24 protein-coding genes and 1 other RNA gene are annotated in these 26767 nt (G+C 48.8%); 21 read left to right on the top strand and 4 right to left on the bottom strand.

Annotation, left to right across the window (positions count from 1 at the left end):
- Positions 1-22: 22 nt before the first annotated feature.
- From CBE73_RS06925 to rnpB, 4 genes are all read left to right on the top strand, one after another.
- Positions 23-862 carry a hypothetical protein gene (locus tag CBE73_RS06925; RefSeq protein ID WP_174704676.1) on the top strand — a complete coding sequence of 280 codons (840 nt, stop codon included), beginning with the start codon at positions 23-25 and terminating at the stop codon, positions 860-862.
- A complete protein-coding gene (locus tag CBE73_RS06920) occupies positions 859-1617 on the top strand; it encodes a tRNA (adenine(22)-N(1))-methyltransferase (protein ID WP_094093608.1) in 759 nt (252 codons plus the stop codon). Before CBE73_RS06925 ends, CBE73_RS06920 begins: the two co-directional genes overlap by 4 nt.
- Complete coding sequence (locus CBE73_RS06915; RefSeq protein ID WP_094093607.1) at positions 1593-2708, top strand: Nif3-like dinuclear metal center hexameric protein; 1116 nt, start codon at positions 1593-1595, stop codon at positions 2706-2708. The genes CBE73_RS06920 and CBE73_RS06915 overlap by 25 nt, the downstream gene beginning before the upstream one ends.
- A 73-nt stretch (positions 2709-2781) precedes the next feature.
- An RNA gene (gene rnpB / locus CBE73_RS06910) (RNase P RNA component class A) lies at positions 2782-3193 on the top strand.
- 229 nt (positions 3194-3422) lie between these two features.
- Here the strand turns inward: rnpB and CBE73_RS06900 are convergent.
- Complete coding sequence (locus CBE73_RS06900) at positions 3423-5348, bottom strand: S8 family peptidase (protein WP_094096178.1); 1926 nt, start codon at positions 5346-5348, stop codon at positions 3423-3425.
- Between the two features lie 262 nt (positions 5349-5610).
- Here CBE73_RS06900 and CBE73_RS06895 point away from each other — a divergent pair, with 262 nt between their 5' ends.
- The 6 genes from CBE73_RS06895 (at position 5611) to thiI (ending at position 10617) form a co-directional block, all read left to right on the top strand.
- On the top strand, positions 5611-6111 hold the full coding sequence (locus tag CBE73_RS06895) for a DUF3907 family protein (RefSeq protein WP_094093605.1): 501 nt from the start codon (positions 5611-5613) through the stop codon (positions 6109-6111).
- Positions 6112-6333: 222 nt separating this feature from the next.
- Positions 6334-6561, top strand: coding sequence for a DUF1540 domain-containing protein (locus CBE73_RS06890; protein WP_094093604.1), 228 nt, complete (start codon positions 6334-6336; stop codon positions 6559-6561).
- Positions 6562-6590: 29 nt separating this feature from the next.
- Entirely contained in the window at positions 6591-7025 is a 435-nt protein-coding gene (locus tag CBE73_RS06885; protein WP_229752474.1) for a DUF4190 domain-containing protein, read from the top strand.
- A gap of 212 nt (positions 7026-7237) precedes the next feature.
- Complete coding sequence (locus CBE73_RS06880) at positions 7238-8017, top strand: lytic transglycosylase domain-containing protein (RefSeq protein WP_094093603.1); 780 nt, start codon at positions 7238-7240, stop codon at positions 8015-8017.
- Positions 8018-8176: 159 nt separating this feature from the next.
- Positions 8177-9328 (top strand): cysteine desulfurase family protein, encoded by a 1152-nt coding sequence (locus CBE73_RS06875; RefSeq protein WP_094093602.1) that lies wholly within the window; start codon positions 8177-8179, stop codon positions 9326-9328.
- 5 nt (positions 9329-9333) lie between these two features.
- On the top strand, positions 9334-10617 hold the full coding sequence (thiI, locus tag CBE73_RS06870; RefSeq protein ID WP_094093601.1) for a tRNA uracil 4-sulfurtransferase ThiI: 1284 nt from the start codon (positions 9334-9336) through the stop codon (positions 10615-10617).
- A gap of 195 nt (positions 10618-10812) precedes the next feature.
- Here the strand turns inward: thiI and CBE73_RS06865 are convergent, their stop codons facing one another.
- Entirely contained in the window at positions 10813-11520 is a 708-nt protein-coding gene (locus tag CBE73_RS06865; protein ID WP_094093600.1) for a TerC family protein, read from the bottom strand.
- A gap of 198 nt (positions 11521-11718) precedes the next feature.
- Between CBE73_RS06865 and CBE73_RS06860 the strand changes: the two genes are divergently transcribed.
- The 4 genes from CBE73_RS06860 (at position 11719) to CBE73_RS06845 (ending at position 16430) form a co-directional block, all read left to right on the top strand.
- On the top strand, positions 11719-12378 hold the full coding sequence (locus CBE73_RS06860) for a TerC family protein (RefSeq protein WP_094093599.1): 660 nt from the start codon (positions 11719-11721) through the stop codon (positions 12376-12378).
- 296 nt (positions 12379-12674) lie between these two features.
- Positions 12675-13169: a hypothetical protein gene (locus CBE73_RS06855; RefSeq protein ID WP_094093598.1), complete on the top strand. Its 495-nt coding sequence runs from the start codon at positions 12675-12677 to the stop codon at positions 13167-13169.
- A gap of 131 nt (positions 13170-13300) precedes the next feature.
- Positions 13301-15142, top strand: a complete 1842-nt coding sequence (gene typA / locus CBE73_RS06850) for a translational GTPase TypA (RefSeq protein ID WP_094093597.1) — start codon at positions 13301-13303, stop codon at positions 15140-15142.
- Between the two features lie 181 nt (positions 15143-15323).
- Positions 15324-16430 (top strand): LCP family protein, encoded by a 1107-nt coding sequence (locus CBE73_RS06845; protein ID WP_094093596.1) that lies wholly within the window; start codon positions 15324-15326, stop codon positions 16428-16430.
- A gap of 116 nt (positions 16431-16546) precedes the next feature.
- On the opposite strand, the gene CBE73_RS06840 is transcribed toward CBE73_RS06845, so the two are convergent.
- The gene (locus CBE73_RS06840) at positions 16547-17233 is read right to left on the bottom strand and encodes a YhcN/YlaJ family sporulation lipoprotein (RefSeq protein ID WP_094093595.1); all 687 of its coding nucleotides are present in this window, start codon (positions 17231-17233) and stop codon (positions 16547-16549) included.
- A 125-nt stretch (positions 17234-17358) separates the two neighbouring features.
- Here CBE73_RS06840 and CBE73_RS06835 point away from each other — a divergent pair, with 125 nt between their 5' ends.
- Together CBE73_RS06835 and CBE73_RS06830 are read left to right on the top strand one after the other, a co-directional pair.
- Positions 17359-18696 carry a PhoH family protein gene (locus CBE73_RS06835; protein WP_094093594.1) on the top strand — a complete coding sequence of 446 codons (1338 nt, stop codon included), beginning with the start codon at positions 17359-17361 and terminating at the stop codon, positions 18694-18696.
- A 149-nt stretch (positions 18697-18845) separates the two neighbouring features.
- Positions 18846-20123: an ABC transporter substrate-binding protein gene (locus CBE73_RS06830; RefSeq protein ID WP_094093593.1), complete on the top strand. Its 1278-nt coding sequence runs from the start codon at positions 18846-18848 to the stop codon at positions 20121-20123.
- A 63-nt stretch (positions 20124-20186) separates the two neighbouring features.
- Here CBE73_RS06830 and CBE73_RS06825 read toward each other — a convergent pair whose 3' ends face one another.
- Positions 20187-21266 carry a coiled-coil domain-containing protein gene (locus CBE73_RS06825; protein ID WP_094093592.1) on the bottom strand — a complete coding sequence of 360 codons (1080 nt, stop codon included), beginning with the start codon at positions 21264-21266 and terminating at the stop codon, positions 20187-20189.
- Between the two features lie 314 nt (positions 21267-21580).
- Between CBE73_RS06825 and CBE73_RS06820 the strand changes: the two genes are divergently transcribed.
- The 5 genes from CBE73_RS06820 (at position 21581) to CBE73_RS06800 (ending at position 26766) form a co-directional block, all read left to right on the top strand.
- Positions 21581-22231, top strand: coding sequence for an RsfA family transcriptional regulator (locus tag CBE73_RS06820; protein ID WP_094093591.1), 651 nt, complete (start codon positions 21581-21583; stop codon positions 22229-22231).
- Between the two features lie 142 nt (positions 22232-22373).
- Positions 22374-23306, top strand: coding sequence for a ketopantoate reductase family protein (locus tag CBE73_RS06815; protein ID WP_157739430.1), 933 nt, complete (start codon positions 22374-22376; stop codon positions 23304-23306).
- A gap of 21 nt (positions 23307-23327) precedes the next feature.
- Positions 23328-23708, top strand: coding sequence for a DUF3397 domain-containing protein (locus CBE73_RS06810; RefSeq protein ID WP_094093589.1), 381 nt, complete (start codon positions 23328-23330; stop codon positions 23706-23708).
- A gap of 249 nt (positions 23709-23957) precedes the next feature.
- Positions 23958-25661: a peptide ABC transporter substrate-binding protein gene (locus tag CBE73_RS06805; RefSeq protein WP_094093588.1), complete on the top strand. Its 1704-nt coding sequence runs from the start codon at positions 23958-23960 to the stop codon at positions 25659-25661.
- Between the two features lie 172 nt (positions 25662-25833).
- Complete coding sequence (locus tag CBE73_RS06800; protein WP_094093587.1) at positions 25834-26766, top strand: ABC transporter permease; 933 nt, start codon at positions 25834-25836, stop codon at positions 26764-26766.
- The last annotated feature ends 1 nt before the right edge of the window (position 26767 follow it).

Genomic DNA, 26767 nt, shown 5'->3' with positions numbered 1-26767 from the left:
TTTTTTTTAGAACTGGAAAGAGGTGAAACGCGTGTCCATAAATGCCGACAAAAAGGAAATCATTTTAAACGAAATCAATCATTGGAGAAACGGTCGTTTGCTGCCCGAGCAATACTGTGATTTTCTTGAGAACCTGTACATGGACGAAGCCAGACCGCCCCGGAAGAGCTTTATCTCCGTCACTTCTATCCGGCAAGGAAATCCTTGGATATGGTTTCTTGGATTTGGAATTTCTGCATTCATTTTCTTTATTGGATTTTATTTTAGCCGTTTTCCCTGGCCATTGCAAATGGCGTCGGCGCTGCTGCTAACTTGCTTACTGTATACCGTTGCCACGCTGGTAAGGCCGCGCAGTAAATGGAACGCTTATCTTGCTGCTTTAACGGGCAATCTCCTGCTGCTCGGCTTCGGCATCTGGATGCTTCGTCTCCAGGGATGGGAGGATGAGCTGTCCAGGGCAGCCTTGATTGGCACCTGCGCAATCGTCTGGGCGTTGGCCGGCTTTTTCTTACGTCTGTCATTTGTGCACTATTGCGGACTGGCTTGCGGGATCCTGCTGTATGCCTTCCTGTTCCGGTATTGGCATCCTCATGAATCGTGGCAAATTCTGCAGCTGCTCTGGCTGCCGCTGTGTATCGTTTTGTGCTGGTTAAGCTGGCTGGTGCATTTTAAACGTAAGGATGTATCATCGGTTTATTTCGGCGCGGCAGCAACCGTCTGGTTTATGCCGGAAGTGGATGCCTATCTGCTCAGGCATGAGGCCCCAGGGGTTCTGGTTTGGCTTGGTTTGGCGAAATTGGCTCTTGCCTTTATAATATTGTTTATGTTCCGAAAAAAATGGATAACGTGGGTGGCTTCATGAAATTATCAGCAAGATTGCAAAAAATAGCAGATTATTTGCCGCAGGGCTGCAAATTCGCCGACATCGGCTCTGACCATGCGCTGCTGCCGGTCGCTGCCGTTCTGTCCGGCCGTGCCGTCAGTGCGGTGGCCGGAGAAGTTAATGACGGCCCGTTTGAAGCGGCCGGGCGCCAGGTAGAGTCAGCTGGACTTACGGCTAAAATATCGGTGCGCAAAGGCAACGGCCTCGCCGTCGTGCAGCCTGGTGAAGTGAATACCGTAACCATCGCGGGTATGGGCGGAGCGCTCATCGCTACGATCCTAAGCGAAGGCGAGGACAAGCTCTCCGGCGTTCAGCGGTTAATCCTGCAGCCGAATGTGGGCGAAGATATGGTGCGCCGCTGGCTGCTGGAGCGGGACTGGGTGCTGACAGCCGAAGAAATTTTAGAGGAAGACGGAAAAATCTATGAAATTCTGGTGGCAGACCGGCGGAATGAGGCGGCTGCCTTGAATGATATGCTTTATCAGGAACGTGAGCTTCCCGGCGGGCTGAATTTGACGCGGGAGTGGCTGATTTGGATGGGGCCGATGCTATCTCAGCATCCGGCGGATGTCTTTTTTGAGAAATGGGAGTCTGAACTGGACAAGCTGGCCAAAATCAGGAAGCAGATGGGGAAATCCGATCAGGAGAGCGCCCGGCAGAAGGAAGCAGAGCTTGATCTGCAAATGAGTCAGTTAAAGGAGGTACTCGCATGTTTGCGAAAGGTCAGACTGTAATTCAGCTTATGGAGCAGCTTGCTCCCAAACATGTAGCGATGGAAGGCGACAAGATCGGGCTGCAGCTTGGCACCTTGCAGAAAGAGATCAGACAGGTGCTGGTCGCTCTCGACGTCAACCAGGAGGTTGTCGACGAAGCGATCCGGATCGGCGCAGATTTGATTATTGCCCATCATGCGATCATCTTCCGGCCGCTGGCTCAATTGCAGACAGACACGCCTGCCGGACGGCTGTATGAGAAGCTGATCAAACACGATATTGCCGTCTATATCAGTCATACCAACCTGGATGTGACTGAGGGAGGCATGAACGACTGGATGGCGGAAGCGCTGGGCATTGAAAGCTCCGATTCGATGGAGGACGTGCACACGGACAAGCTGTTTAAGCTTGTGGTGTTTGTACCTAAGGAACATCATCAGAAGGTGCTGGACGCCGTATTAAACGCAGGAGCCGGCCATATCGGCAACTACAGCCACTGCAGCTTTAATATTGAAGGGTACGGCACTTTTCTGCCGGGTGAAGGCACCGAACCGTTTATCGGCCAGCCTGGCAAGCTGGAGCGCGCCGAAGAAATCCGCATTGAAACGATTGTGCCGGCCAGCCTGCGCAGCAAGGTTATTCAAGCCATGCTCAAGAACCACCCTTACGAGGAAGTGGCTTATGATCTGTACCCGGTGGATCTGAAAGGACGCACCTTTGGTCTTGGGCGGGTTGGCAAACTCAAAAAGCCAACAACACTTGGCGAATACGCTGAGCTGGTGAAGCGGGAGCTGGAGGTTCCTTTTGTCCGGGTCGTGGGCGATATGGAGAAAAAAATCCGCAAAGCCGCCGTCATCGGCGGCTCCGGCGGCAAGTACTGGCGCAGTGCCCAGTTCCGCGGCGCTGATGTGCTGGTGACCGGGGATGTGGATTACCACACCGCTCAGGATGCTTTAGCGGCGGGGATCGCTTTCATAGACCCCGGTCACAATGCTGAGAAGATCATGAAGAGAAAAGTAGCGGATTGGCTGAGCGCCAAACTGGCCGAACAGCGCAGCGAGACGAAAGTGTCGGCTTCTGAAGTGAATACCGAGGTTTTTGTGATTCGTTAACAATTGCCAGTATTTCCGTCTTTTTGGGCTTGTGCTCTATATTAAATTTCGGTATACTATACGATGTTGTTTGGAAGTTTGACAGACAATCGCCGGCAGCCATCAAGCTGCGGGAGGAAAGTCCGGGCTCCACAGGGCAGGATGCTGGATAACGTCCAGTCGGCGCGAGCCGAAGGATAGTGCCACAGAAATGGACCGCCGATGGCCGCGCTTGCGTGTGCGGCACAGGCAAGGATGGAACCGAGGTGTAAGAGACCCCGAGGAACGCTGGTGACTTCGTTCCTGGTAAACCCCATCTGGAGCAAGACCTAATGGGACGCAGCTTTCCGCAAGGAAAGCAGCCTTTGCCCGAGGCGCGTCTAGGTTGGTCGCTGGAGCCGTTTAGCAATAAACGGCCTAGATAGATGATTGTCACTTCATGTGGGAGGGTAGTTCCCGTTATCACCACAATGAGTACAGAACCCGGCTTATGGAAAACTTCCGTCACTGCAACAATCTTAATTGAATGATACGCGTCTTACTTAATGGGAAAACCCCTGTCTGATTCCAAGGCCTGAAGGCCAAGGATTGAACAGGGGTTTTGTTTGTATTTTGGTTTTCTGTTGGTCTGTTTGGCTTGCTGTTGTTTTGTCCGTTGTTTTGCTGTTTGGTTTGTCTGAATTGTATTGTTGTTCCGAATTGAACTGTTGTTTTGTTTCGTTTCTGCCTGAACGATCAAGAGCGGGAATTCAGCCGTTTCAGCAGACGGTAAAGCTCCTCCTCCATCTGCTGCGGCCACAGCTGCACGGGACCCGGATTTTGGACATTTCCATTAGCGTTCTCATTAGCGTTCCCGCTTCCGGCCGCCTGAAGTGCGGATAACACATTAATTTGGCCGAAGCCGTAATATTTGTCCCGTCCCGGCGTCCCCAGATCTTCCGTTGTGTGGCGGATAATATCCATCACCTCGGTATTCTTGAGCTGAGGATTCTCAGAGCGGATCAAGGCGGCTAACGCCGCCACATGCGGACTGGCCATGGAAGTACCAGACAAGGCTGCATATTGGTTGCCGGGATAGGTGCTGGCGATGCTTTCGCCCGGTGCCATCACGTCGATATAATCCCCGAAGTTGGAGAAAGAAGCCCGTTTCTGGCTGGAGTCGGTAGCTGAAACGGACAGCACCTCCTGATAAGCTGCAGGATATCCCGGGCGTTCCGTATTGTCATTCCCTGTGGCGGCGATCACTACCACATCATGATCGAAAGCGTATTGGATCGCATCGTGCAGAAACTGGGCTTCGGCATAGTTGCCAAGGCTTAAGTTAATTACCTTCGCGCCATGATCTGTGGCCCAAATAATTCCCTGGGCAACAGAGTAAGTGGTGCCTGACCCGCTGCTGTCCAGCGCTTTGACCGGCAGAATTTTGGTGTTCCACGTCATACCGGCGATGCCTTCACGGTTATTGACATTAGCGGCTATAATGCCGGCTACGTGAGTACCGTGTCCGACATCATCCATCGGTTTTTCATCTGGATTAATAACGTTGTAGCCAGGCAAGGTGCGGCCGGCCAGATCCGGGTGATCGAGGTCAACACCGGTATCTACAACTGCGACGATAACATCGTTGGTTCCTTTGGACAGCTTCCAGCCTTGATTGGTGCTGGTGATTGGAAGATTCCACTGATATTCCGAAAATAAAACATCGTTAGGAATTTCGGTTCTTTCGTCCAGACCCGTTGTTTCATTGGTTAAATATAAATAGTGGGGCTCCACATACTTCGGATCCCAATTTTTACGGAAATAAGCGTCAAGCTCTTTCATCGATTTGTTATCGGCATGAAAGATATAAGTGTTTCTCAGCACCTTGGACGGCTTGCAGCCGTCAATCTCTTGTTCAATCCGCTGCAGGTCGTTTTTCGTTGGTGTGGTTTTGAAGGTAACGACGACTTCATTTTCGTAAAAATGACTGGCATTTTCGTTGTCGCTGCCGGTTTTGACGGTAATATCTCTAAGCGTGTCGGGGTGTACGGATTCGACGCTGTATTTTCCTTCTCTTGGATACGGAATCAAGCGCAGATTTTTCCGCTGGTGGTTCTCGACTTTCTCCAAAATGCCGCTGCTGAACACACCAATGACGCCGCGCCGCTGCTTGCTGTCGCCGGTGCTTGGAACCGCCGTGACAAAATATTTGGGACTACTTTGAGGAAAAGCCGGTGAGGCATAACTTTTCCCTCGAAGCAGTGAGCTTTTGGCAAAGCGGATATAGGAGGTCAGCTCTTTATTTTTGTCCGCTGAAGGTTTAAAGGATGGGCTCCGGACTTCCGCAGCTCCGTTAAAATCCCCATAAGGAAGCACGGCGAGCAGATGAGGATGCGTTTGGGTCAGATCTGCAGCATAACGGCTGGCTGCCTTGGGGTTCTGAACATAACGGGCGGACAGGTCCTGTAGATGCATGCGGGCGTCCCTGCGGGTCAGCTTGTCGGTCGCATTAATATCCTGCATAAGCATTTTTTGCTTCAGGCGATGTTCACTTTCCGGTCTGGACTGTTCCTGAACTTGCTGCGCCTTTTGTGAATTTTGAGCGGGGCCGGACGCGCAGCCAGGCAGAACCAAAGCGGACGCTACGGCGGCAGATAGGCTAAGCAAAGTCCATTTTTTCATCGTCACTATTAAGCACCTTCTTATAAGATAATATTTTGAAATCGGTTATCTGTTATCATTTATCAATATCGTGGGATCAGAACGTTTTTTTTATTCCGGTACAGGCCGGAAATGCCATTAGGAATTACTGGATTAAGGGCTTTTGCCCGGACAAGTCGGGATACCTTTGGCAAACAATTTATGGTAGAATAAAGCCAGCAGATCAATTCATAAACTGAATTGTGATCTTTTGCCTTGACAGAACGGAAGGAGAACTGACACTATGCATGAAGCGAATACCCGAGATCTATGTGAATCCGCTAGAAACAAACTCAAAACAGCCGCAGAAAGAATCGAAACATTTCTGAACCAGTATTCGCTGCCCCAGTTGGCGGAGGAGCAGGATGAAGAATCGGTACGTTTCTACAAAGGTTTCTTGAGCGATCTTCGTCATCTGCTTGTATTTACGGAGGCGAATTACGAGAAACTGGGTGTACTCCTGCGCCGGGCCAGTTTCGACAAAGAATCGGGAGAGAAGGCGCTGTACCATGTTTATCATGATTGCGTGAACCTTTTCTTCTACCCAAAAAGCGAAAGCTATGCGGAGGATGGCCGGTATGCTTATACAGGTCAGGATGCGATCCGTTTCCGCCGGAAGCCGGCAACCGCAGCCCGTGCTGTTATTTTGGATATCACCCGCATTTTTGAGGAACTGCGCGACGATTTGACTTATTACGAAAGTGACTATTTAACCCAATTGCGTATGCAGAAAACCGGCTGCTGAGAAGCTATGCTTGGTAACTGAATCTTAAAAAATGACAAGGATGCCATTCAGGGCATCCTTTTTTAATTTGGAACTAACTTTGGGTCGGCATAGATCAACTAATCGTCGTCTCTTGATCGCCCCGTACAGTCCCAATACGAAGTGGGCGGTTTACTGTTTATCCAATCTTTGAACAGCATACGTGCCTTATGTTTCGGCAATAATGTTTGCGAGGTGATAAACATGCCTAATGGCGATAAACCAATCGTAAAATGCAGCGTTTCAAACTGCACCTACTGGGGAGACCAGAACGTGTGCAAAGCCGATCTTATTATGATTGATATTGATAAACACGCCTCAGCCCATTATAACGAGGAATTTGCCGGGGAAAGTTTTGACACCGAACATCAGGATTATGCCAACAACTCTGCAGCAACCTGTTGTCACACTTTCAAACCGAAACAAAAGTAATCACGCTAAACAAAGAGGAGGTGGTTCCTGTGGGTTACGGCAGAGACGACGACCACAGACTGAGACCAAGGGTAAATCCTGATCATACAGGGGATCAGGGGACAAGAATTGATTATCCGCGCAGATCCCTGAATAATGAGGAATACGCGGCTGAATTTGCGGCGGTTCGTGAACGTAAGCTGCAAACCAGCACCCATAACAGGGAAGCAAATGTGAATCAACCACGCGAACAAGCCCGGGATCAAGAAGATAGCGATACCGGAGCTGGACAGATTGCCGGGGTGGCAGGGATTGTCCTTGGCGTATTAGCCTTATTTATGTGGACTATCGTATTAGGTCCAATAGCGGCTGTTCTTGGTTATTATGCTTATAGCCAGGGCAAGCGCAGAGTTGGAGCTTGGGGTCTTGCTCTTGGACTTCTGGCGACATTGAGCTACTTTGTATTGATGCCATTTGTAAGGTAGCTTGCTAAATGTCTCTGTATGGCATTAGGCATTAGAGTTTTTCTAGGAATTTGGGTTATTCATCTGACAAAGACCGATCTTCGCGATCGGTCTTTTTTCCTATTTCAGACAAAAAGGCTGGTACAAGTAAAGGAGAGCGTGTAAAATTGAGTTGAAGATAGGATGAATTTAGTAGCATTTTGTTGAAATTGCTTAGAATAAAGGGGTTAGCTATGCAAATCGATCCTCGTGTTGTCAAACAGTTAATTGAATATCAAATGATGAATAGTATCGACTTGACGGGAACAACGCTTCAAGGAGCCCAAAATGGCGATACGGATTCTCTTTTTAATGAAATGCTGCAGCAGCTGATGGCTGACGGGGGGAGTACCGATTCGGCATCTTCTCTGTTGAATGCATCGCTTAATACGTCTAATATGTCCCCCACTGCAGGCGCCGTTAATCTCGATTCCGGGAACAGTCAGCTGTGGTATCAAATGATAAGCCAGGCGATTACAGACGGCGACTCCAACCTTGCTGCCGCTGTCGGGAACGACGGCAATATTAATAGTTTGGCTTCCATTGAAGGAAGCGGCAACTCTACGGCTTATGATGGCCTGATTTCGGCAGCAAGTCAGAAATACGGCGTACCGGAAGCCCTGATCAAAGCTGTCATTGATACGGAATCTTCCTTCAAACCTAATGTGGAGTCTTCTGCAGGAGCTAAAGGTCTTATGCAGCTGATGGACGGCACAGCCCAAGGACTTGGTGTGAGCAATCCGTTTGATCCGGCCCAGAATATCGACGGAGGCGTCCGATATTTGTCTTATCAGTTAAAGCGCTACGGTGGAGAAATCAAGATGGCGCTGGCTGCCTATAATGCCGGTCCGGGCAAAGTGAACGGTTTAGGCGTCAACAGTGATGCCGAATTGATGGACAAGCTTCACCAGCTGCCGGTTGAAACACAGAATTATATTGGTAAAATCGAAACAGCTATGGCGAAATATGCCTAATTCCAAGCTTTGAACCTGGATAAAGACATACTTCTGATAGAGCGGAGCAATCGGCTGAAAGGCCGGTGAGCTCCGTTTTTTGTTTTTTTTGAGACCTGTTTCAGGTATGATAGAAGTTGCTGCTGTACAAGACACTGTAGGGATAGGGGGAGAATTATTATGAAATATTTTGATCATGCAGCATCCACCCCTCCTCATCCGGAGGTCATCCGAACGATTGCTGAAGTGATGCAGGCCCATTACGGCAATCCTTCCTCTCTGCATGCTTCGGGTGAATCCGGGTTTAAGCTGCTTCATCGAGCAAGGGAAGTTTGCGCGCAGGCGCTTGGTGTGGAGCCATCCGAAATTGTATTTACATCCGGGGCAACCGAAAGCAATAATATGGCGATTAAAGGAGCTGCTCTGCAGTATAGAACCCGGGGGAAACATCTGATTACATCCATGGTGGAGCATCCTTCGGTTTATGAGTCTTTTCGCCAGCTGGAAGGTTTGGGTTTTGAAGTTACTTTTGTTCCTGTTCAGACAGACGGAACTGTGGATATAGAAGCGGTGATGCAGGCTGTTCGCAAGGATACGGTGCTGGTCTCCATTATGCATGTTAACAATGAAACTGGCAGCATCCAGCCTGTTGCGGAAATTGGGCGTGAATTGAAACAGAAACATCCCCGTGTCTTATTCCATGTGGATGGCGTACAGGGATTTGGCAAGGTCCCTCTCCAGATTAAGGACAGCGGAATTGACCTATACAGCTTGTCGGCGCATAAAATACGCGGACCGAAAGGTGCCGGGCTGTTGTATGTCCGCAAAGGCGTTCAACTGTTTCCGCTGTTGTCAGGAGGAGGCCAGGAAGGCGGAGTGCGTTCCGGAACGGAGAATGTGCCTGCTTTGGTCGGCATGGCTAAGGCACTGAGACTGGCTAAGGAGAAAGAAGGGGAAAATATCCGCGGCTGGCGGAATGTGCGGCAGCGGCTTGTTGAAGGCATGGCTTCGCTGCCCGAACTTGTGCTGAATTCGCCGGCGGATGGAGCGCCGCATATTCTTCATTTTTCATATCCCGGTATGAAACCTGAGGTCGTGCTGCATTGTTTAGAAGAAGATGGGCTGGAGGTTTCAACCAAGTCCGCCTGCTCGTCGAAGACAAGCGAACCCAGCCGGGTGCTGCTGGCCATGGGGAAGTCCATGGAGGTGGCTCAGAGCGGCATACGGATCAGCCTGGGTGACGAGCATACGGCTGAAGATGCCGACTTGCTGATTGAAGCTTTAACCAAAGCCGTAAAGCGGCTTAGTGGATTGAAAGGTGGATTAAAATAACGATTATGAATGTCGATATGTTAATGCTGAGACTCGGGGAAATTATGCTGAAAGGCAGAAACCGGGCAAGGTTTGAACAAGTTGTGCTGAATCATGTTAAGAGACTGTTGAACGGTTTCCCTAAAGCGCAAATTACCAAGGATTATGGCCGGATTTATATTGATCTGGGCGGGGAGCCTGCCGATGAGCTGCTCAAACCTCTTAGCAAGGTGTTTGGCATTACGGCGATTATCCCGGTGGTGGTCTGCACTCCCGAACTGGAACAGATTCAGGAGAAGGCCCGGGAGTTTCTTGGCAGCTTGTCAATTGAGAAAGATACGACTTTTAAAGTGAGCGGACGGCGGGTGTGGAAGGCATTCCCTCATTCCTCACATGATCTCAATAGAATCATCAGTGAACCTTTGCTGGCTGCGTTCCCTTGCTTGAAAGTAGATGTTAAGAATCCTGAGCTGGATCTGCGCGTGGAGGTGCGCGACGACCGGGCCCTGCTGTATTGCCAGGTTCTTCCCGGTGCCGGAGGGTTCCCGCTGGGGACAAACGGTAAGGCCATGCTGCTGCTTTCAGGCGGCATAGACAGCCCGGTTGCGGGCTGGTCGGCGATGCGGCGCGGACTTGAAGTGGAATGCGTGCATTTCCACAGTTATCCTTTTACAAGCCGGAAGGCGGAAGAAAAGGTTATTGAGCTGGCGAAGGTGCTGTCGCAGTATAGCGGGCGGGTTAAAATTCATCTCGTTCCCTTCACCGATATTCAGACCTCTTTAGCGGGTGCCGGACAAGATAATCTGATGATTACGTTAATGCGCCGGGCCATGCTGAGGATCGCCACTAAATTGGCCGAAGCAAACGACGCGCTTGCTTTGGTAACCGGAGACAGCCTTGGACAGGTGGCAAGTCAGACGCTGGCGAGCATGAACGTGATTGGCCGTGTTACGGAGCTCCCGCTGCTGCGTCCTTTGGTCACGATGGACAAGCAGGAGATTATCGACTTATCCCAGCAAATCGGCACTTATGATTTGTCTATTCTGCCGTACGAAGACTGCTGCACCTTGTTTGTTCCTAAATCCCCGGCAATCAAACCCAATCTTCGGGTTGTCGAGAATGTGGAGCGCAGTCTGGAAGGGCTTGACGACATGCTGGAGAAGGCCGTACAGAACACCGTTACCATGGTCTTGAGACCGAATAGTCAAATCCATTATCAGGAGGACGAGATGACAGGTTCACCGGACTTTCCGCGCCATGATTTGGAGAAACCGGTGCAGGAGCAGGGTATTCGCGGAGATTGGTTTTAAGCGGGGTGTACGCACAAATAAGTATGCTGGTGCTGCTTGAACGTTTTCAAAGCATGCACAGAGTATACACAAGCCTGTACAAAGCATGATAAAGCATGCACAAGCACGTACAAAGCATGCAAAAAGCAAGAAGGCCGTCCTTTCGGACGGCCTTCTTGCTTTTTCAATAGATCCATTTCTGCTAATCCAACTCTGTTACCGGGTTGCCGGATGGGATTCCCGTTTTGCTTTCTTCTGTTCACGGCTGCGTCGTTTGGACATATATCCCGCGTAGAGAACAGCCAGCACAACCACAACGATAAAGCCGTACCGCAATACGGGCTTGTCCTCAAGGAACGGAACGAGTCTCGGTTCTTCTGTAATCATATGAGAAGCCGTATAAGCGAGTACTCCGGCCCCCAAATAAGCGATCCATGGAAACAAGGTGAGCAGCTTGATAAAGATAGTACTTCCCCATACGACGATTGGCACGCTGATCATAAGACCGATCACAACAAGCACCATATGCTGGTTTGAAGCGCCGGCCACAGCGATTACATTATCAAGTCCCATGGCGGCGTCAGCGATAATAATCGTTCTTACAGCGGCCCACAAGGAATCTTTGGCATCAACGTGTTCTTCCTTGTCATCGTCTGCCAGCACTTTATAGGCGATATAAATCAGCAGGATGCCGCCGACCGCAAGCAGCCAAGGCACTTTAAGGAGCCATACGACCACAAGGGTAGCAAGAATACGCAGCAGAACGGCGCCTCCTGTCCCGTAGAAAATCGCTTTTTTCTGAATAGAAGCAGGCAATCGTTTGGCCGCCATCCCTACTACAATAGCGTTATCGCCGGCAAGGATTAGATCAATAAAGATAATGTTAATAAGGGTGAGAAAAAAACTTGCGCTCAACCAATCCATGGATGTCACTTCCTAAGTAAGATTCAATAATAGTACGATTCGATAATAATCTAGTAAGATCCGAGTACCCTTCCATCTAAGGGTATACGTGTAAACAAGGCAGAAGGATTCATCTTTTTTACCCGGATTCCCTGTTTCGCAAACGGCCTGCATACCTTTGTCCCAAGGATCATAAATCTGGTATGGGGGGAATGTTGTGTGGAATCCATACTGCTGCTACTGCAAATTCTAATGATCAATCTGGTGCTGAGCGGTGATAACGCCGTCGTGATCGCTATGGCCAGTAAAAATCTGCCCCTTTCACAACGGAAAAAAGCAGTTTGGTGGGGGGCCATCGGGGCCGTATTGCTGCGCTGTCTGCTGACCTGGGTGGCGCTGCTGCTGCTGCAAATTCCTTTCATCCAGGCCTGCGGCGGCATCCTGCTTGCATTCATTGCGTATAAGCTCCTGACTCAGCAGGAGGATGAGACCCGCGTCGAAAGCGCGGCAACCCTGTGGAAATCGATCCGGACGATTCTGTTCGCCGATCTCATTATGAGCCTCGACAATGTACTGGCTATAGCGGCGGTAGCACAGGGCGACGTGGCCATTTTGGTCATCGGCATCGCCATTGGCATCCCGATTGTCGTTTGGGGCAGCAATCTTATAGCGGACCTGCTGCGCCGCTTTCCTGTGCTTGTGTACGCTGGTGCAGCCATACTTGCCTATACCGCCGGAAAAATGCTGCTGCATGATCCGAAGCTCGGCGGCCTTCTGAAGAGCCTTGTTCCCGAAGCGGTTCACTGGCTGCCAGGTGCGCTTAGCGCGGCCATTGTTATCATAGGCTTAATGAGGCAAAAATATTTTCGCAGCGCTTGATACCGCAGCCTGCGGCTGGTAAGCCCCGCCTGACTTGAGGCGGGGCTGTTTGCTCTGCTAGCGCAAACGAAAACGACGATTCTAACGTGGGGACATATATTTTTGTGATTATTCGGTAATGCTTCAGATAAAAAGCTTTTTCTACCGAAAATATTTTTCAGCAAGTTTTCTTGGTTGGATTCCACTTGCGTGAGTGGTTTTTTTCGGAAATTTCATTTAATATAAGATTTAAAGGGACTGTCGTAAATTGTAGGTACTTGTCCTGCTGATGTCAACCGTGAAAGGTGTGTGATCAAATGTCCGATCAGAATAAACTGACGACAGGGGTACTGATTCTGGCTGCCGGACTCATCATTTTACTCGGCAAATGGGGGGTCTTTTCGTTCATCGGAACGGTATTCTGGCCTTTGCTCCTGCTTGCTTTGGGCATTGTTCTTCATATCCTGTATGCGGGCAGACGTATTCCCTCGGTTGCACTTGTTCCGGGGGGAGCGTTGATTGTTTACGGCGTTGTGTTTCTAATTGCCACACTGTTCGGTTACGGAACTCTTCATTATTTGTGGCCGGGATTCATTTTTGGAATTGCCCTCGGTCTGTTCTTGTTTGATGCGGCCAGCACGCCGCGGCCGCCGGGGATTTTCCTTCTGGCTATAGTGCTTCTGGCTGTTTCAGTGCTGCTGTTCGGATTAACTTTGTTTGCCTTCTCAATTATTTACCTGCTGGCATTTATTCTGATTGTAGCAGGGGTGTGGCTGATTGCCTTTCGAGGCCGAAGCCGTTCCAAATGGTAATCTTAAGTAAATACCTTGAAATTTACTGAAATTTGCGTATAATGAAATGGATATGTGTAGCGTCGGCCCTTTTTGTGTTCCGGCGCTTATTTTGATGAATAGAGAACACAGAGAGGAAATGGAGATAAATCATGCAATCAAGAGATCAAATTCGCAACATTGCGATTATTGCCCACGTAGACCACGGCAAAACTACGCTGGTTGACAAACTGCTCCAGCAATCCGGCACATTCCGGGAGAACGAGGCCGTTCAGGAGCGCGCCATGGACTCCAACGATTTGGAACGGGAACGCGGAATCACGATTCTGGCTAAAAATACAGCTATCAATTACAAAGATAATCTGATCAATATTGTAGATACACCGGGACACGCCGACTTTGGCGGCGAGGTCGAACGGATTATGAAGATGGTTGACGGCGTTCTGCTCGTCGTTGACGCATATGAAGGCTGCATGCCGCAGACAAAATTCGTTTTGCGCAAAGCACTGGAATCCAACCTGACTCCTATTGTGGTTGTGAACAAAATCGACCGTCCGGCAGCTCGTCCTGCTGAAGTGATCGACGAAGTGCTTGACCTGTTCATCGAACTTGAAGCTTCGGACGAGCAGCTGGAATTCCCTGTTGTATATGCTTCCGCCCTTAACGGTACGTCGAGCCTTGATCCTGAGAAACAGGACGACAACATGCAGGCTCTGTACGAAACCATTATCGAAAATATCCCATCTCCAAAAGAGAAGGTAGACGAGCCGCTGCAGTTCCTCGTTACCCTGATGGACTATAACGAATATCTGGGCCGTATTGCAATCGGTCGGGTAAACCGTGGTATTATCCGTTCCGGACAACCGGTTACGGTTATCCAGCGTGACGGCAGTAAGAAATCCGCCCGCATCGAGAAGCTGTTTGGTTTCCAAGGCCTGCGCCGTGTAGATATCGAAGAAGCGGGTGCAGGTGACATCATCGCTATCGCCGGTATTAAGGACATCAACATCGGGGAAACGATTGCCGATCCGGCTAACCCTGAAGCGCTGCCGGTTCTGAAGATCGACGAGCCTACGCTGCAGATGACGTTCCTTGTCAACAACAGTCCTTTTGCAGGACGTGAAGGCAAGTGGGTAACGTCCCGTAAGCTGCGTGAGCGTCTGTTTAAAGAGCTTGAGACCGACGTCAGCCTTCGCGTTGACGAAACGGACAGCCCTGATGCCTTTATCGTTTCCGGCCGCGGCGAGCTTCACCTCGGTATTCTGATCGAAAATATGCGCCGCGAAGGTTACGAAGTTCAGGTTTCCAAACCTGAAGTTATCATTAAAGAAATCGACGGCAAGAAAATGGAGCCGATCGAACGTTTGATGATCGACGTTCCTGAAGAAAACATGGGCGCCGTTATGGAGAGCCTGGGTTACCGCAAAGCCGAAATGGTGAACATGATCAACAACGGCACTGGCCAGGTCCGCCTGGAATTCCTGATTCCGGCACGCGGTTTGATTGGGTACAGCACACACTTCCTGACGTTGACCCGCGGTTACGGGGTTATGAACCACGCGTTCGACAGTTATGGACCGCTTGTAACCGGCCAGGTTGGCGGCCGTCATGAAGGCGTTCTGGTTTCCAGTGAAAACGGCGTATCGACGCTTTACGGCATCTTGTCCATCGAAGACCGCGGTATCCTGTTCGTAGAACCGGGCGCCGAGATCTACGAAGGTATGATTGTCGGCGAGCATACTCGTGATAACGACATCGTTGTTAATATCTGTAAAGAGAAACAATTGACTAACGTCCGTTCCGCAACGAAGGACGACACTGTCAAAATGAAGACTCCTCGTCTGCTTTCGCTGGAGCAAGCGCTGGAATATCTGAACGACGACGAATATTGCGAAATTACGCCGAAATCCGTTCGCCTGCGCAAGAAGATTTTGAACAAGAGCGAACGCGAACGTGCCGAAAAACATCGCAAAATGGCGAACGCCAATCAATAATACGTTCTTTTTGTAACTTTAGGTCAGAATTGAACGTTATATAAATACCGGCGGTTATCCGTCAGAGAGAAGTCGGACGCTTAGGTGTCCGATTTTTTTCTGGCCTACCTTGGATGGTCGTTTCAAGGGACGGCCGTCTGGTGATTTTGTTATATATTATGAATGAAAAAGGTGTTTAAAAATGAGTCCATCTGATCATGGAAGTCTTCCTCCTAGACAGCAGACCCAGCGGAAAAGCAGCGGTGGGGCTTCTAAAGGAGCGCACGCAAGGAAAGGGAAGAAGAAAAAGGGTCCTGTCAAACGTTTTTTTCAAATATTGTTGATTATGATTATTGTTCTTGTAATAGGCGCAGGCGGATATGCCGCCTACCTGGCTTATAACGTCAATGAAACCATTAACCAAGCGGGTGCTGACCGACCGGTCGCAGCCGGGCAGGAAGCGAATGTTAAACCTCTTTCGATGCTGCTGCTTGGTACGGATTACCGGCCAGAAAGCGGCACTCATCTCAGTGATGTCATTATGGTCATTGCCATGAATCCAAAGACCAAGTCGGCAACCGTTGTATCGCTTCCGCGTGATACCCGTTTCTCGATGGAGGGTTATAAGACGAATAAGATCAACGCTTTTTATCCTAACTTCCTGGCTGCTGAGAAGAAATCCGGGATTTCAGCCGAAGACGAGATGAAAACGATGATGAGCAAATTTTTCGATTTGAACATTGATTACGTAACGGTGCTGAATTTCCAAGGCTTCCGGGATATCGTGGATGCGCTGCACGGCGTGGACGTCAATGTGGACAAGGACATGTGCTACAAGGATACGGCGGACGGCACGGACATTGATTTGAAAAAGGGCGAGCAGCATCTGAATGGTAAAGAAGCACTTGATTTTGTACGTTATCGTAAATCTAACTGTTCGCCAAGAACAGATGCTTCCGACGATTTTGACCGCAACCGCCGCCAAAACGATGTCCTGCATGCGCTGATTGACCAGGCGAAATCGCTGAATGGCGTTTTGGGTGCAGGCAAAGCGATTGAATCCGTTGGCGATAACATGGAAACTGATCTGGAGCAGGGGCAGATCAAGAACATGATCGCTGCCTACTGGAATATTTCCAAAGAGAATGTCCATTTCATGCCGATTACAGGGGACTGGAAGTCTCCATATGTATATCTGCACGATGATGAGCTGGAAGCGGCTAAACAAGCGCTTAAGGATGAACTGGCCGGCAAGACCGTTCAAACGACCGAGGACAGTTCCTCTTCGGACGGAAATTCGGGCAACTAATCCGATAGAGACAGACAAGAGCTTAAAATAAGAGCTGAAAGCTGTTTAGCTTACCCGCTAAAAATAAAGACGCCATTCCAACTCGGAATGGCGTCTTTATTCTTTTACCTAACGGCCTAGCGTGTCATTTGCTGATGGGGCTGCTGAGCCGGAGTTTCTCTCCGGGGCTGGTTGTTGTTCGGCACATTTTGGCCCCGTAAACGATCGCCTGGAGATGTAATCTGCTGGTTGTCCTCATTTTGTTTTACATCGGACGGCAGCTGCGGCACGATCCGTCCTACGAGATCCGCAAGCTCGTTAGCCATCCCTTCTATAGGTCTGCCTTCACGAATGCTTGAGCCTATTTCCGCCAAACGGTTGGATACATCGGCATCAGCGGTAACGATGGCATTGGCGCCGCGTGGGTCCTTATGAACAGCTTCGGCTACCGAATATTTGATGGTGCCGACACGTGAACGATCAAGTTTGCCGTCAACGTCGATGCCGATGATTGCCGTTTTCCCGAGCATCACCACGTGAGCGCCTTTAACGCCCGGAACCCGGGAAGCCAGCTGCTCCAGATGAGCATCAGCTGCCAATTGGCCAGTTTGATTCCCATTCCCGTTGCTCGCTGCCGCTCCGGGATTTGTTTGCTGCTGATGGATCTGCTGAGTCCTCTGTTGGGCGTTCAGTTGTCCCGTACTTTCCATCCGTTGAGTCTGGTTTCTGGCTTGGTCCGCCTGATTGGCCCCTTTATTAGCCCCGCATCCGGACAGAGCCGCGAAAGCAATGGCTGCCGCCAGTATATATGTCCAGCTTCGCATCTACATCTTTCCTTTCTTAAATGTAATATTATCGTTTTTTCCATCGAATTTACTGCTCTTATTCTGTCCGGGCATGAAGTCAAATATGTATAACATGTGGGGATGCAAAACCGGAGGGGATGCGAATGAAAAAGATATTTGTACTGGACACGAATGTGCTGCTGCACGATCCCAATGCGATTTTTGCTTTTGAGGAAAATGAAGTCGTCATACCAGCGATAGTGCTTGAAGAGATTGACTCCAAGAAGCGAAACGCCGATGAGATCGGCCGCAATGCCCGAGGGGTTTCCCGGCGTCTGGACGGATTGAGGGAGCTGGGGCATCTGCATGACGGAGTTAACCTTCATGGCGGCGGCAAGCTGAGAGTCGAGCTGAATCATCGGAGTTTTTTGAAGGTTCAGGAAATGTTCGGCGAAATTACAAACGACAATCGCATTTTGGCCGTAGCGATGAATTATCTCATTGAGCAGAAGGATCTCCCCGAAGCCGAGAAACGTTCAGTTGTCTTGGTCAGCAAAGACGTGCTGGTCCGCATCAAAGCGGATGTGCTGGGCATTCCGGCTCAGGACTATTTGACAGACCGTACGGCGGACCCGGATGAGCTGTATACAGGATACTCCACACTGATGGTGCATCCGTCCGTTATCGATCAGTTCTATACCTATCGGTTTCTGTCGATAAAACCGCTCAATTTAAACTTTCCGCTTTATCCGCATGAGTTTGTAATCTTGAAGGACGAAATGGGTACAGGAAAGTCTGCGCTGCTGAAAGTGAACAGCGAAGCAACACGCCTGGAGCCGTTATTTTTGAGCAATGATCCGGTTTGGGGAATAGGCGCCCGCAACGCGCAGCAGAGAATGGCTCTTGAACTGCTTCTGAATGATGATATTCCGCTTGTCACGATAACGGGCAAAGCCGGAACAGGCAAAACGCTGCTTGCTTTGGCGGCCGGACTATTAAAAGTGGAAGACGAACATCGTTTTAAAAAATTGCTGATTGCCCGGCCCGTCGTACCGATGGGGAAAGACATCGGCTATCTGCCGGGAGAAAAGGACGAGAAGCTGCGTCCCTGGATGCAGCCTATATATGATAATTTGGAGTATTTATTTGATACGAAAAAAGCCGGTGACATCGATAAAATCTTGATGGGACTAGGCAGTATTCAGGTCGAGGCTTTGACTTATATCCGCGGCCGTTCCATTCCGTCCCAATATATTATTGTGGACGAAGCGCAAAACCTTTCGCGTCACGAGGTCAAAACGATTGTTTCCCGCGTTGGTGAAGGCAGTAAAATTATTTTGATGGGTGATCCCGGACAGATTGACCATCCATATCTGGATGCGGCCAGCAACGGTTTATCTTATGTGGTGGACCGTTTTAAGCAGCAGAACATCAGCGGCCATATTACCCTGGAAAAAGGTGAGCGCTCCAAGCTGGCCCAGCTTGCCGCTGATCTGCTGTAAGGGTTATTCCATAATTTTCTGTGCTGCAGTCTGCTCTGACAACCTTATGGAAACTGGGACAAATAAGCGTGTTTTTTGTTACAATAACAAATAAACGCTGACCGGCGAATATACCGGGCCCGGCAAAGTCATGAGAGGAAGAACAGGCTGTGAAGCGTAAAAACCATTGGGTGCTTTTTGCCATTCTATTACTTGCCTTAATCAGTTTATCTCCGGGGGAAGACAGAGCTTATGTTCAGGATGACGAAACCGGATTTCTGGAAAGCCCTCCACTGCCTAATCAGGAAGTGGAGGAGGCGCCGGGTCATATTCGGGTAGCGGTTCAAATGGAACCGGAAGCTTTTAAACTCCTTCAGGATAGAAATCGGATTTTTATGGAAGGTCATCATGTGAGCGTCGATCTGGTGAACGAATACGGGAAAAATACTTATGACATCTTCCAGAAGGACCTGGCGCTCCATGATGCTCCGGATGTCCTGCTCGTTGATAATGCCTGGGTCCGGGAATTCGCCGTTAATGGATATTTGCTGCCTGTAGACAGTTATTTTACGGGTACGGCTGCCGGGAACTCTTTAAGCCGGCTTCAATCCTTCAGTGAATGGAACGGATATATATGGGCGGTTCCGAAGGATATGGATCCTTATGTTCTTGTCTATAACCCAGACATTCTGAACGGTCTTGGGTTTGAAGGGCTGCCTGCAGCGCCGGAAGATTGGGGTAAGCTGTACAAAGCTGTACAGGATCATAAGGACAAAGGGGACAAACCTTTGAAGCTGCTTGCCGCTGATTTTGACGATGCCCAGTCTGTGGTGACTTTGCTACACCGATTTGGTGCGAACCTGAGCCTGAAAGCTGGGGGGAAGAATGCAGTTCTTTCCGAAGAGGATCAATCTGCGATTCATTTGCTGGAGTCCGTTCGTTCGGGTCTGTCCGATTTGAAAGAGGGCAGTGCAGCGGAGGGATTGCAGCAAGTGGCCAAGGGGGCTGCGGCTATGGCTCTGGTTCCTTATTCGGAGTTCGTCACCCATCCCGGATTAGGACTCCATGCGGAGACACCGGCTGGCACAGGTGCCGCGAGCCGGATGACTTTGTTTGGCCACAGTTTTGTTGTCACGGCCGAAACGCTCGATACCGAAACGGCCGGCAGATGGATTACCGCAATGACGGAAGCGGCAGAGCAGAAGATTTGGTATGAGAAAGCAGGGGAGCTCCCCGCATTGAAATCATTGTATGATGCTTCTGGGGAAAAGGCGATTTCGCCATGGCTGGAGGCCAGCGGCGACAAAGACGCCTTTTGGTCCCTGCCGGTTGCGGAGAATACCCAAGAGGTGCTCACCTTAGTGTCGGGGCATACCGGGCAGTTTCTGCAAGGGAAAACCACAGCGGATACTTTTATGGGGCAGTTGGCCGCGGACTTGAATCGGTAATCAATTATTAATTTGAATGGGTACAAATTTGAATGGAATACCCTTAAAGCTTAAAGCTCGCCCTCATAGGGCGAGCTTTAATTTTACGGTCATCAATTGCGGCTCTAACTCAACGGATGTAGCTTTGATGAAAGGCATCATCTGCTGCGGATAAAATCCAAGGTCGAAATCCTGCTCCAGCTCTTTAGCTGTAGTATCAGGCAGGGTTAGGCCATTGAAGACCAGCTTGTCAACATGAAAGATAATAGCGTTCTTCGGATTGTCGGTGACCGTATAGTGCCCTTCCAGGCGTAATTTCAGGTCGCCTTCCTGGCCTTCGGCAATCACCTGATCGGATTGGAAATGGAAAGAAAAATTATTAAACAAAGCATTTTTAGAACGCAGGAAGGCATTCAAATTCTCTTCTTTAATCGTTAAGGTGTAGTTCAGACCATTGGTGGCCAGACTGCCGTTATATTGCTCCACATAATCAGGGAAATCCTTCATCGCTTGATCCAGCGCTTTAAAATATTTGCGGACTTCGGCAAGCCCTACATCATTCCAGAAAGTCCCCAGCTCATCGATCATTTGTTTTAATTTCTCAGGATCCTTGCTGCTTGCAACAGATCGGTCCACCTCCTCCTGAAGGGCGACAACCCGTGCCTTCTCCGATTGCAGATCCGTTTTCGTCTTCACCAGATCTGCAGACATTTTGTCGAGCTGTTGCTTGTTCTGCTTCAGCTTCGTATAAGCCTGCTGATAAGTTCCGATGATCTCCTGGTCGCGTTCAAAGATGAGACTGATATAGTCCACAACGGTCAGGAAATCATGGAAATTTTTGACGGACAACAGGGAACCCAGCAAATCCTCTCGTTCGCCCATATAATAAGCCCTTATTCGTTCCCCGGCTTGTTGTTTGGCCGTGACAATATCGTGTTCTTGAATTTGAAGCCGGGACGTATTCTCCTCGATAGATTGCTCAAGCTGCTGCTGCTGTTGTTCGATTTTTGCGATCTCACGGTCAATCTCCACAACGGACAAACTTTTCTCCAATACTTTCTGGGTTTCGTCGGAATCCGGATCGGCCAGCGTTAAGGCGGGAGTACAAATGGAGGCGGCAAGCAAAGCGGCGGAGATCCAAAGCTTCAATGTCCGATGAAACAAACGCACCCCTCCTTGATGTAAAAGTGAAAGATACATATAACTATATGATAAGTTGTTCAAAAATAAGACCAAACCTTCCAAATTGCCTTCACTACCGCAGGCTTGGCCCTTCTTACCGCGACAAGCCTTTGCTTCCTCCCCGGCAGGTATGGGGAAATGAAAAAATGGAAATACAAATAGCAAATAGATTCTATGAACTTTAAGAGAGGCATAGAGATGTAATAAGCAGTTTTTTCATTATCGAACAGCCGGGGAGGAGAAGCCGGTTGTTATAGACTGATCATTCAGGATGTCGTTAGGAGGGTTTATATCGCATGACAGCAGTGAGACAAGACGCATGGAGTGCCGAAGATGATTTGATTTTGGCGGAGGTGACACTTCGCCATATTCGGGAGGGCAGTACCCAATTAACAGCCTTTGAAGAAGTAGGTGAGCGGATCGGAAGAACGGCTGCCGCCTGTGGGTTCAGATGGAACAGCTGCGTCCGGAAGAGATACGAATCTGCCATTCAGGTTGCCAAAGCCCAGCGCCAGAAACGCAATTACTTGAAGAAGCAGCCACATTCCCCGGGAAATGTAGCCATTGCAGGTCTGGCAGCACCTGAGGCAGAAGAAAGCTTGTATAAAAATGAAAGCTTCAGTGAAGAAAGTCTATCCATTGATGCCGTTATCCGCTTTTTGAAAAACTGGAAAGGTTCCTTGCAGGATAATGGCCGTCAGGTCCGCCATCTGGAGAAGCAGCTTCAGGAGAAAGAACAAGAGCTGGCAATGCTGAGAGAAGAGAACGATCGACTCTCCCATCAGGTAAGCGAAGTTCAAACGGACTATAGAGTAGTAAATGACGATTATAAGGCCTTGATTCAAATCATGGACCGGGCACGCAGGCTGGCCTTCCTGAATGAGGAAGAAGAAGAAAAATCGAAGTTTAAAATGGATGCCAACGGGAATCTGGAACGGATTGAATAGCGCCGTAACACTTCTAAAGTGAATCCTGTTTATCCCGACATAAAGGGCCGCCTCTTGAGGTGGTCCTTTTGATTTTGTACAAACTCTGGTATAAAAGAAAAGAATCAAAGACATAGAAGGCATGCAAAAAGGAGTGAACGTATTGCGCATCGATATTGTTGGCGCCGGTGCTATCGGCCTGCTGTTTGCGGGAGAGCTTAGTGCTGCAGGACATAACGTACACCTATGGACAAGAACGGAGGAACAGGCAGATTGGATCAACCGGCACGGAATTGAACTGGAACATCACAATGGTCTCCGGAACACGGTTAAGACAGGAATCGAGGCTGGGGTCTTGTCCAGGGGCTGGGCGGAGAAGGCGGAGGGATCGGCATGGGTGCTATTGGCTGTCAAACAGCGTCATTTGACTTCGGGTCTGCTGGACTCTCTTGCTTTCATTAAGGAATCCCATGTCCCGGTTGTCTGCCTGCAGAACGGAATGGGACATCTGGACCGCCTTGCCAGCTATTTGAGTCGGGATCAGCTCTACGCTGCCGTCACTACAGAAGGAGCAAAAAAGCTTTCAGCTAATCAGGTCATTCGTTCGAATCCCGGACAAACACGGCTGGGTTCACCCTTTGAAGCCGATCCAGTCAAGCTTACAGAAATTGCGGATGTGCTCGGTCAGGCAGGATTTGGCGCCCAGGTGGCGAAAGATATCGAAAGAGAGATGCATAGGAAACTCCTCATGAATGCAGCCATTAATCCGTTGACTGCTCTTTGGAGAATTCCAAATGGGGAGCTTCTAACCTCAGAATACCGCAGGGGAGCCCTGGAAGGATTAATCAGCGAAGCTTTAGCCATATATGAGCGGCTGGGAATTCCTTACGATGCGGATATCGGAGAACAGATCAAGGAAGTCTGCCGAACCACTTCAGGCAATATATCTTCTATGCTGGCTGATGTGCAGCGGGGGGAAGAAACGGAAGTGGATTTTATTAATGGATATCTGGTTGAAATGGCAGGCAAAGCAGGTATGTCAGCTCCGGCCCATGAATGGGTATGGCGGTTAATCAAAGGTTTAAGCAATACGTAAAATAGAAAGGGAGGTGGAGACATGGCAATCCTTGAGCCTTTTATCGCTTTAAGCGTTCTCCCGATTATTCCTTTTTTGCTTGTCTATGGAGGTTACTATCTCTGGAAGCGGGATAAGAGAAGGTCGCTGCTGCTGGCTATGGACGTAACAACCCTATTTTTGATCCTCTCCGTATCGGCTTTGTTTAACCAGATTTTCGGGACAGGTTTTGGATTTTATCTGGTCCTGCTGTTTATGCTTGTGTGCGGCGGGTTGATCGGCGGCGCCCAGAACAGGCTTAAAGGGAAAGTGAATCCTAAAAGGCTGGTAAAAGCGGTATGGAGGCTTTCTTTTCTGCTGACCAGCGTTGCTTATTTGATATTTTTTATTGTCGGATTATTTCCTTACATATGGGCAGTATAATAATTAAATCTTGTTCTGAGAAATGGGGACAACCAGGGAACAAGAGCAGTTTAGCAGAACAGGAAAATAAAGACAGGAAGACTAACAGCTCGTGTCAGGTTACACTTGGGAAATGGAAATTAAAGCACTTTCATGTGAGATTACTTCAGAAAACTACGGGATTTATTAAAATTAATGATAGATTTTTTCAACCATCGGTTGTATAATCTGAAAAATAAACCACACTAAATATGTAGGGGGAAAAGTTACATGAAGAAGCAAAGATGGCTTGTCCTTCTGACGCTGGTTCTTGCTGTAAGCTTTGTATTGGCCGCTTGCGGTTCCAATAATAACAACTCTGCAGCAAACAGCGGTAACGAAGGAAGCAATACTGGCAGCAGCAATGCTGGCGGCGAAGAGAAATTGGCAGCAGACCAAACACTCCGCATTAACTTTGCGGCTGATGTGCCGACATTTGATCCTGCACAAGCACAGGACAACCAGGCGCACACAGCATTGAACCTGATGTATGAAGGTTTGGTTCGTGTTGATGAGAACTCCAAAGAAGTTCCGGGCGTTGCGGAAAGCTGGAAATCGGATTCTACCGGTAAAATTTACACTTTCCAACTTCGCAAAGATGCTAAATGGAGCAACGGCGACCCTGTAACAGCAAATGATTTCGTATTTGCTTGGCAGCGCGTTCTTGATCCTAAGACTCAACCAGCTCCAGCCTATGCTTACCAATTGTACTACCTGAAGAATGCTCAAGCTTACAATGAAGGCAAAATCACTGATTTCTCCCAAGTCGGCGTAAAAGCAGTTGACGATTATACGCTGGAAGTTACTTTGGAGAACACAACGCCTTACTTTATTAACTTGACTTCTTTCTACACTTATTTCCCAGTGCATAAGTCCGTTGCGGATAACGACAAATGGGCAACTGATCCAAGCACAATGATTACAAATGGTCCATTCACGCTGACTGGTCTGGTAACAGGCCAATCGATGGAATTTACTAAAAACCCTAACTATTGGGATAACAAAGACATTAAGCTGGACAAAATTAAAGCTACTGTTGTAAACAGTGCAGCAACTGAAGTTTTGTCTTACCAAAGCGGTGAGCTTGATCGTGCAGGTCAGCCAAATGGTAACATCCCTGCCGACCAGATTCCAATTTTGAAAGATCAATTTAAAGACGAGTTCCACATTGATCCAGTAGCGAGCCTTTACTACTACGAGTTCAATACAAAAGCTAAACCTTTTGACAATGCTAAGATCCGTAAGGCATTTTCGATGGCAATTGATCGTCAATCGATCGTTGACAACGTAACTAAAGCGGGTCAAGTTCCTGCATTTGGTTTGATTCCTCCGGGCATCAACGGTGCTGAGAAATCGTTCCGTGAAGAGTACCCAGAAGATTACTTTAAAGAAGATGTAACTGAAGCTAAGAAATTGCTTCAAGAAGGTATGGCTGAAGAGGGTATTACTTCCCTGCCTCCAATTACATTGACTTACAACACCGATGACAACCACAAGAAAATTGCCTTGGCAGTTACTGATATGTGGAAGAAAAACCTTGGTGTAGACGTTAAAATCGAAAACCAAGAATGGGGCGTATTCATCAAAAACCGTCAAAGCGGTGACTATCAAGTCGCTCGTGCCGGATGGGTGCCTGACTACAACGACCCTATGACCTTTATCGATATGTGGACCACTCAAAGTGGTAACAACGATATCAAATTAAATGATCCTACTTACGATGCACTTGTTGCGGATGCGTACAAAAACTCCGACAACAAAGCTCGTATGGAAGACTTCCGTAAAGCCGAACAAATTCTGATCGGCGACCAAATGGGTATCATGCCGATTTACTATTACACAAACCCGGCTTTGATTAAACCATATCTGAAAGGCGTAACTTTGGATTACAGCGGTTCCGTTGACTACTCCAGAGCTTACCTGCTTGAACACTAAGAACTTCAATCTTCATTGAAGAACTTGCTTTAACTTTATAACCTATGGGATATATGTGTGGATATCCACATATATCCCGTTTTTTTATGTATTGCCAATAGACAAAGTTGGTGCATTTAGGTAAAATTTTTTTGTGTTGTTTTTATTCGACAAAGGAGGTGCAAATTCGGGCATGTTTCGTTATGTATTGAGTAAAGTCTTCTATTTGCTGGTCTCCCTGTTTATTTTGGTGTCGGCCACTTTCTTCCTGATGAAAGCCATTCCGGGTGACCCGTTTCAGTCCGAGAAAAAAGTTCCGCCCGAAATTCGAGCACGTCTGTTTGAACAGTACGGATTCGATAAGCCGCTATATGTACAATATGGCAAATATTTGGGCAACATTGTTCAAGGTGATCTTGGTATTTCGATGAAACACGTGAACCAGGATGTCACAGGTCTAATTCTGAAAACCTTCTCAGTATCCCTTAAACTGGGGATTATCGCCATCGTGGTGTCGCTTATTGTCGGTGTTCTGCTGGGGATGCTCGCGGCGCTTTACCACCGAAAGCTGATCGATAACGTGGCCATGGTACTGGCTGTATTGGGAATTGCAGTACCAAGCTTTGTTTTGGCAGCTTTGCTTCAGTTTTTCTTTGCCTTTAAGATGCATATCTTTAGGGTTGCGGGCTTTGAGACGCCGCTCGATTACGTACTTCCAGTAGCGGCGTTGTCCGCACAGCCAATAGCCTTTATAGCCCGTTTGACGCGTTCCAGCATGCTGGAGGTCCTACATGCGGATTATATTAAAACCGCAAAGGCTAAAGGTTTGAACTGGTTTACCATCATGTTTAGACACGTAGTGCGCAACGGCATTATGCCGGTCATTACGTATATGGGACCTATGACTGCCAACATCGTTACAGGTTCGGTAGTTATCGAACAGGTCTTCGGGATCGGCGGGATCGGTAAACAATTTGTCGAATCCATTACGAACCGGGACTATCCGCTCATTATGGGGATTACCATCTTCTATGGCGTACTGTTGATGCTTGCTCGCTTGGTTTCTGATCTATTGTATGTCGTGGTCGATCCACGCGTGAAATTAAGTTCAAGGAAGGAGGGCTAAC

The organism is Paenibacillus physcomitrellae (genome assembly GCF_002240225.1).
Classification (GTDB): domain Bacteria; phylum Bacillota; class Bacilli; order Paenibacillales; family Paenibacillaceae; genus Fontibacillus; species Fontibacillus physcomitrellae.
Note: the sequence above shows the minus strand (reverse complement) of the source record. Positions and strands in the feature narration are given on the sequence as shown.

Excerpts from the sequence above, each read along its gene's own strand:
- CBE73_RS06920 (WP_094093608.1), top strand. The coding sequence starts at position 859 with ATGAAATTATCAGCAAGATTGCAAAAAATAGCAGATTATTTGCCGCAG.
- CBE73_RS06915 (WP_094093607.1), top strand. The coding sequence starts at position 1,593 with ATGTTTGCGAAAGGTCAGACTGTAATTCAGCTTATGGAGCAGCTTGCT.
- CBE73_RS06900 (WP_094096178.1), bottom strand. The coding sequence starts at position 5,348 with ATGAAAAAATGGACTTTGCTTAGCCTATCTGCCGCCGTAGCGTCCGCT.
- CBE73_RS06895 (WP_094093605.1), top strand. The coding sequence starts at position 5,611 with ATGCATGAAGCGAATACCCGAGATCTATGTGAATCCGCTAGAAACAAA.
- CBE73_RS06890 (WP_094093604.1), top strand. The coding sequence starts at position 6,334 with ATGCCTAATGGCGATAAACCAATCGTAAAATGCAGCGTTTCAAACTGC.
- CBE73_RS06880 (WP_094093603.1), top strand. The coding sequence starts at position 7,238 with ATGCAAATCGATCCTCGTGTTGTCAAACAGTTAATTGAATATCAAATG.
- CBE73_RS06875 (WP_094093602.1), top strand. The coding sequence starts at position 8,177 with ATGAAATATTTTGATCATGCAGCATCCACCCCTCCTCATCCGGAGGTC.
- thiI (WP_094093601.1), top strand. The coding sequence starts at position 9,334 with ATGAATGTCGATATGTTAATGCTGAGACTCGGGGAAATTATGCTGAAA.
- CBE73_RS06865 (WP_094093600.1), bottom strand. The coding sequence starts at position 11,520 with ATGGATTGGTTGAGCGCAAGTTTTTTTCTCACCCTTATTAACATTATC.
- CBE73_RS06855 (WP_094093598.1), top strand. The coding sequence starts at position 12,675 with ATGTCCGATCAGAATAAACTGACGACAGGGGTACTGATTCTGGCTGCC.
- typA (WP_094093597.1), top strand. The coding sequence starts at position 13,301 with ATGCAATCAAGAGATCAAATTCGCAACATTGCGATTATTGCCCACGTA.
- CBE73_RS06845 (WP_094093596.1), top strand. The coding sequence starts at position 15,324 with ATGAGTCCATCTGATCATGGAAGTCTTCCTCCTAGACAGCAGACCCAG.
- CBE73_RS06840 (WP_094093595.1), bottom strand. The coding sequence starts at position 17,233 with ATGCGAAGCTGGACATATATACTGGCGGCAGCCATTGCTTTCGCGGCT.
- CBE73_RS06835 (WP_094093594.1), top strand. The coding sequence starts at position 17,359 with ATGAAAAAGATATTTGTACTGGACACGAATGTGCTGCTGCACGATCCC.
- CBE73_RS06820 (WP_094093591.1), top strand. The coding sequence starts at position 21,581 with ATGACAGCAGTGAGACAAGACGCATGGAGTGCCGAAGATGATTTGATT.
- CBE73_RS06810 (WP_094093589.1), top strand. The coding sequence starts at position 23,328 with ATGGCAATCCTTGAGCCTTTTATCGCTTTAAGCGTTCTCCCGATTATT.
- CBE73_RS06805 (WP_094093588.1), top strand. The coding sequence starts at position 23,958 with ATGAAGAAGCAAAGATGGCTTGTCCTTCTGACGCTGGTTCTTGCTGTA.
- CBE73_RS06800 (WP_094093587.1), top strand. The coding sequence starts at position 25,834 with ATGTTTCGTTATGTATTGAGTAAAGTCTTCTATTTGCTGGTCTCCCTG.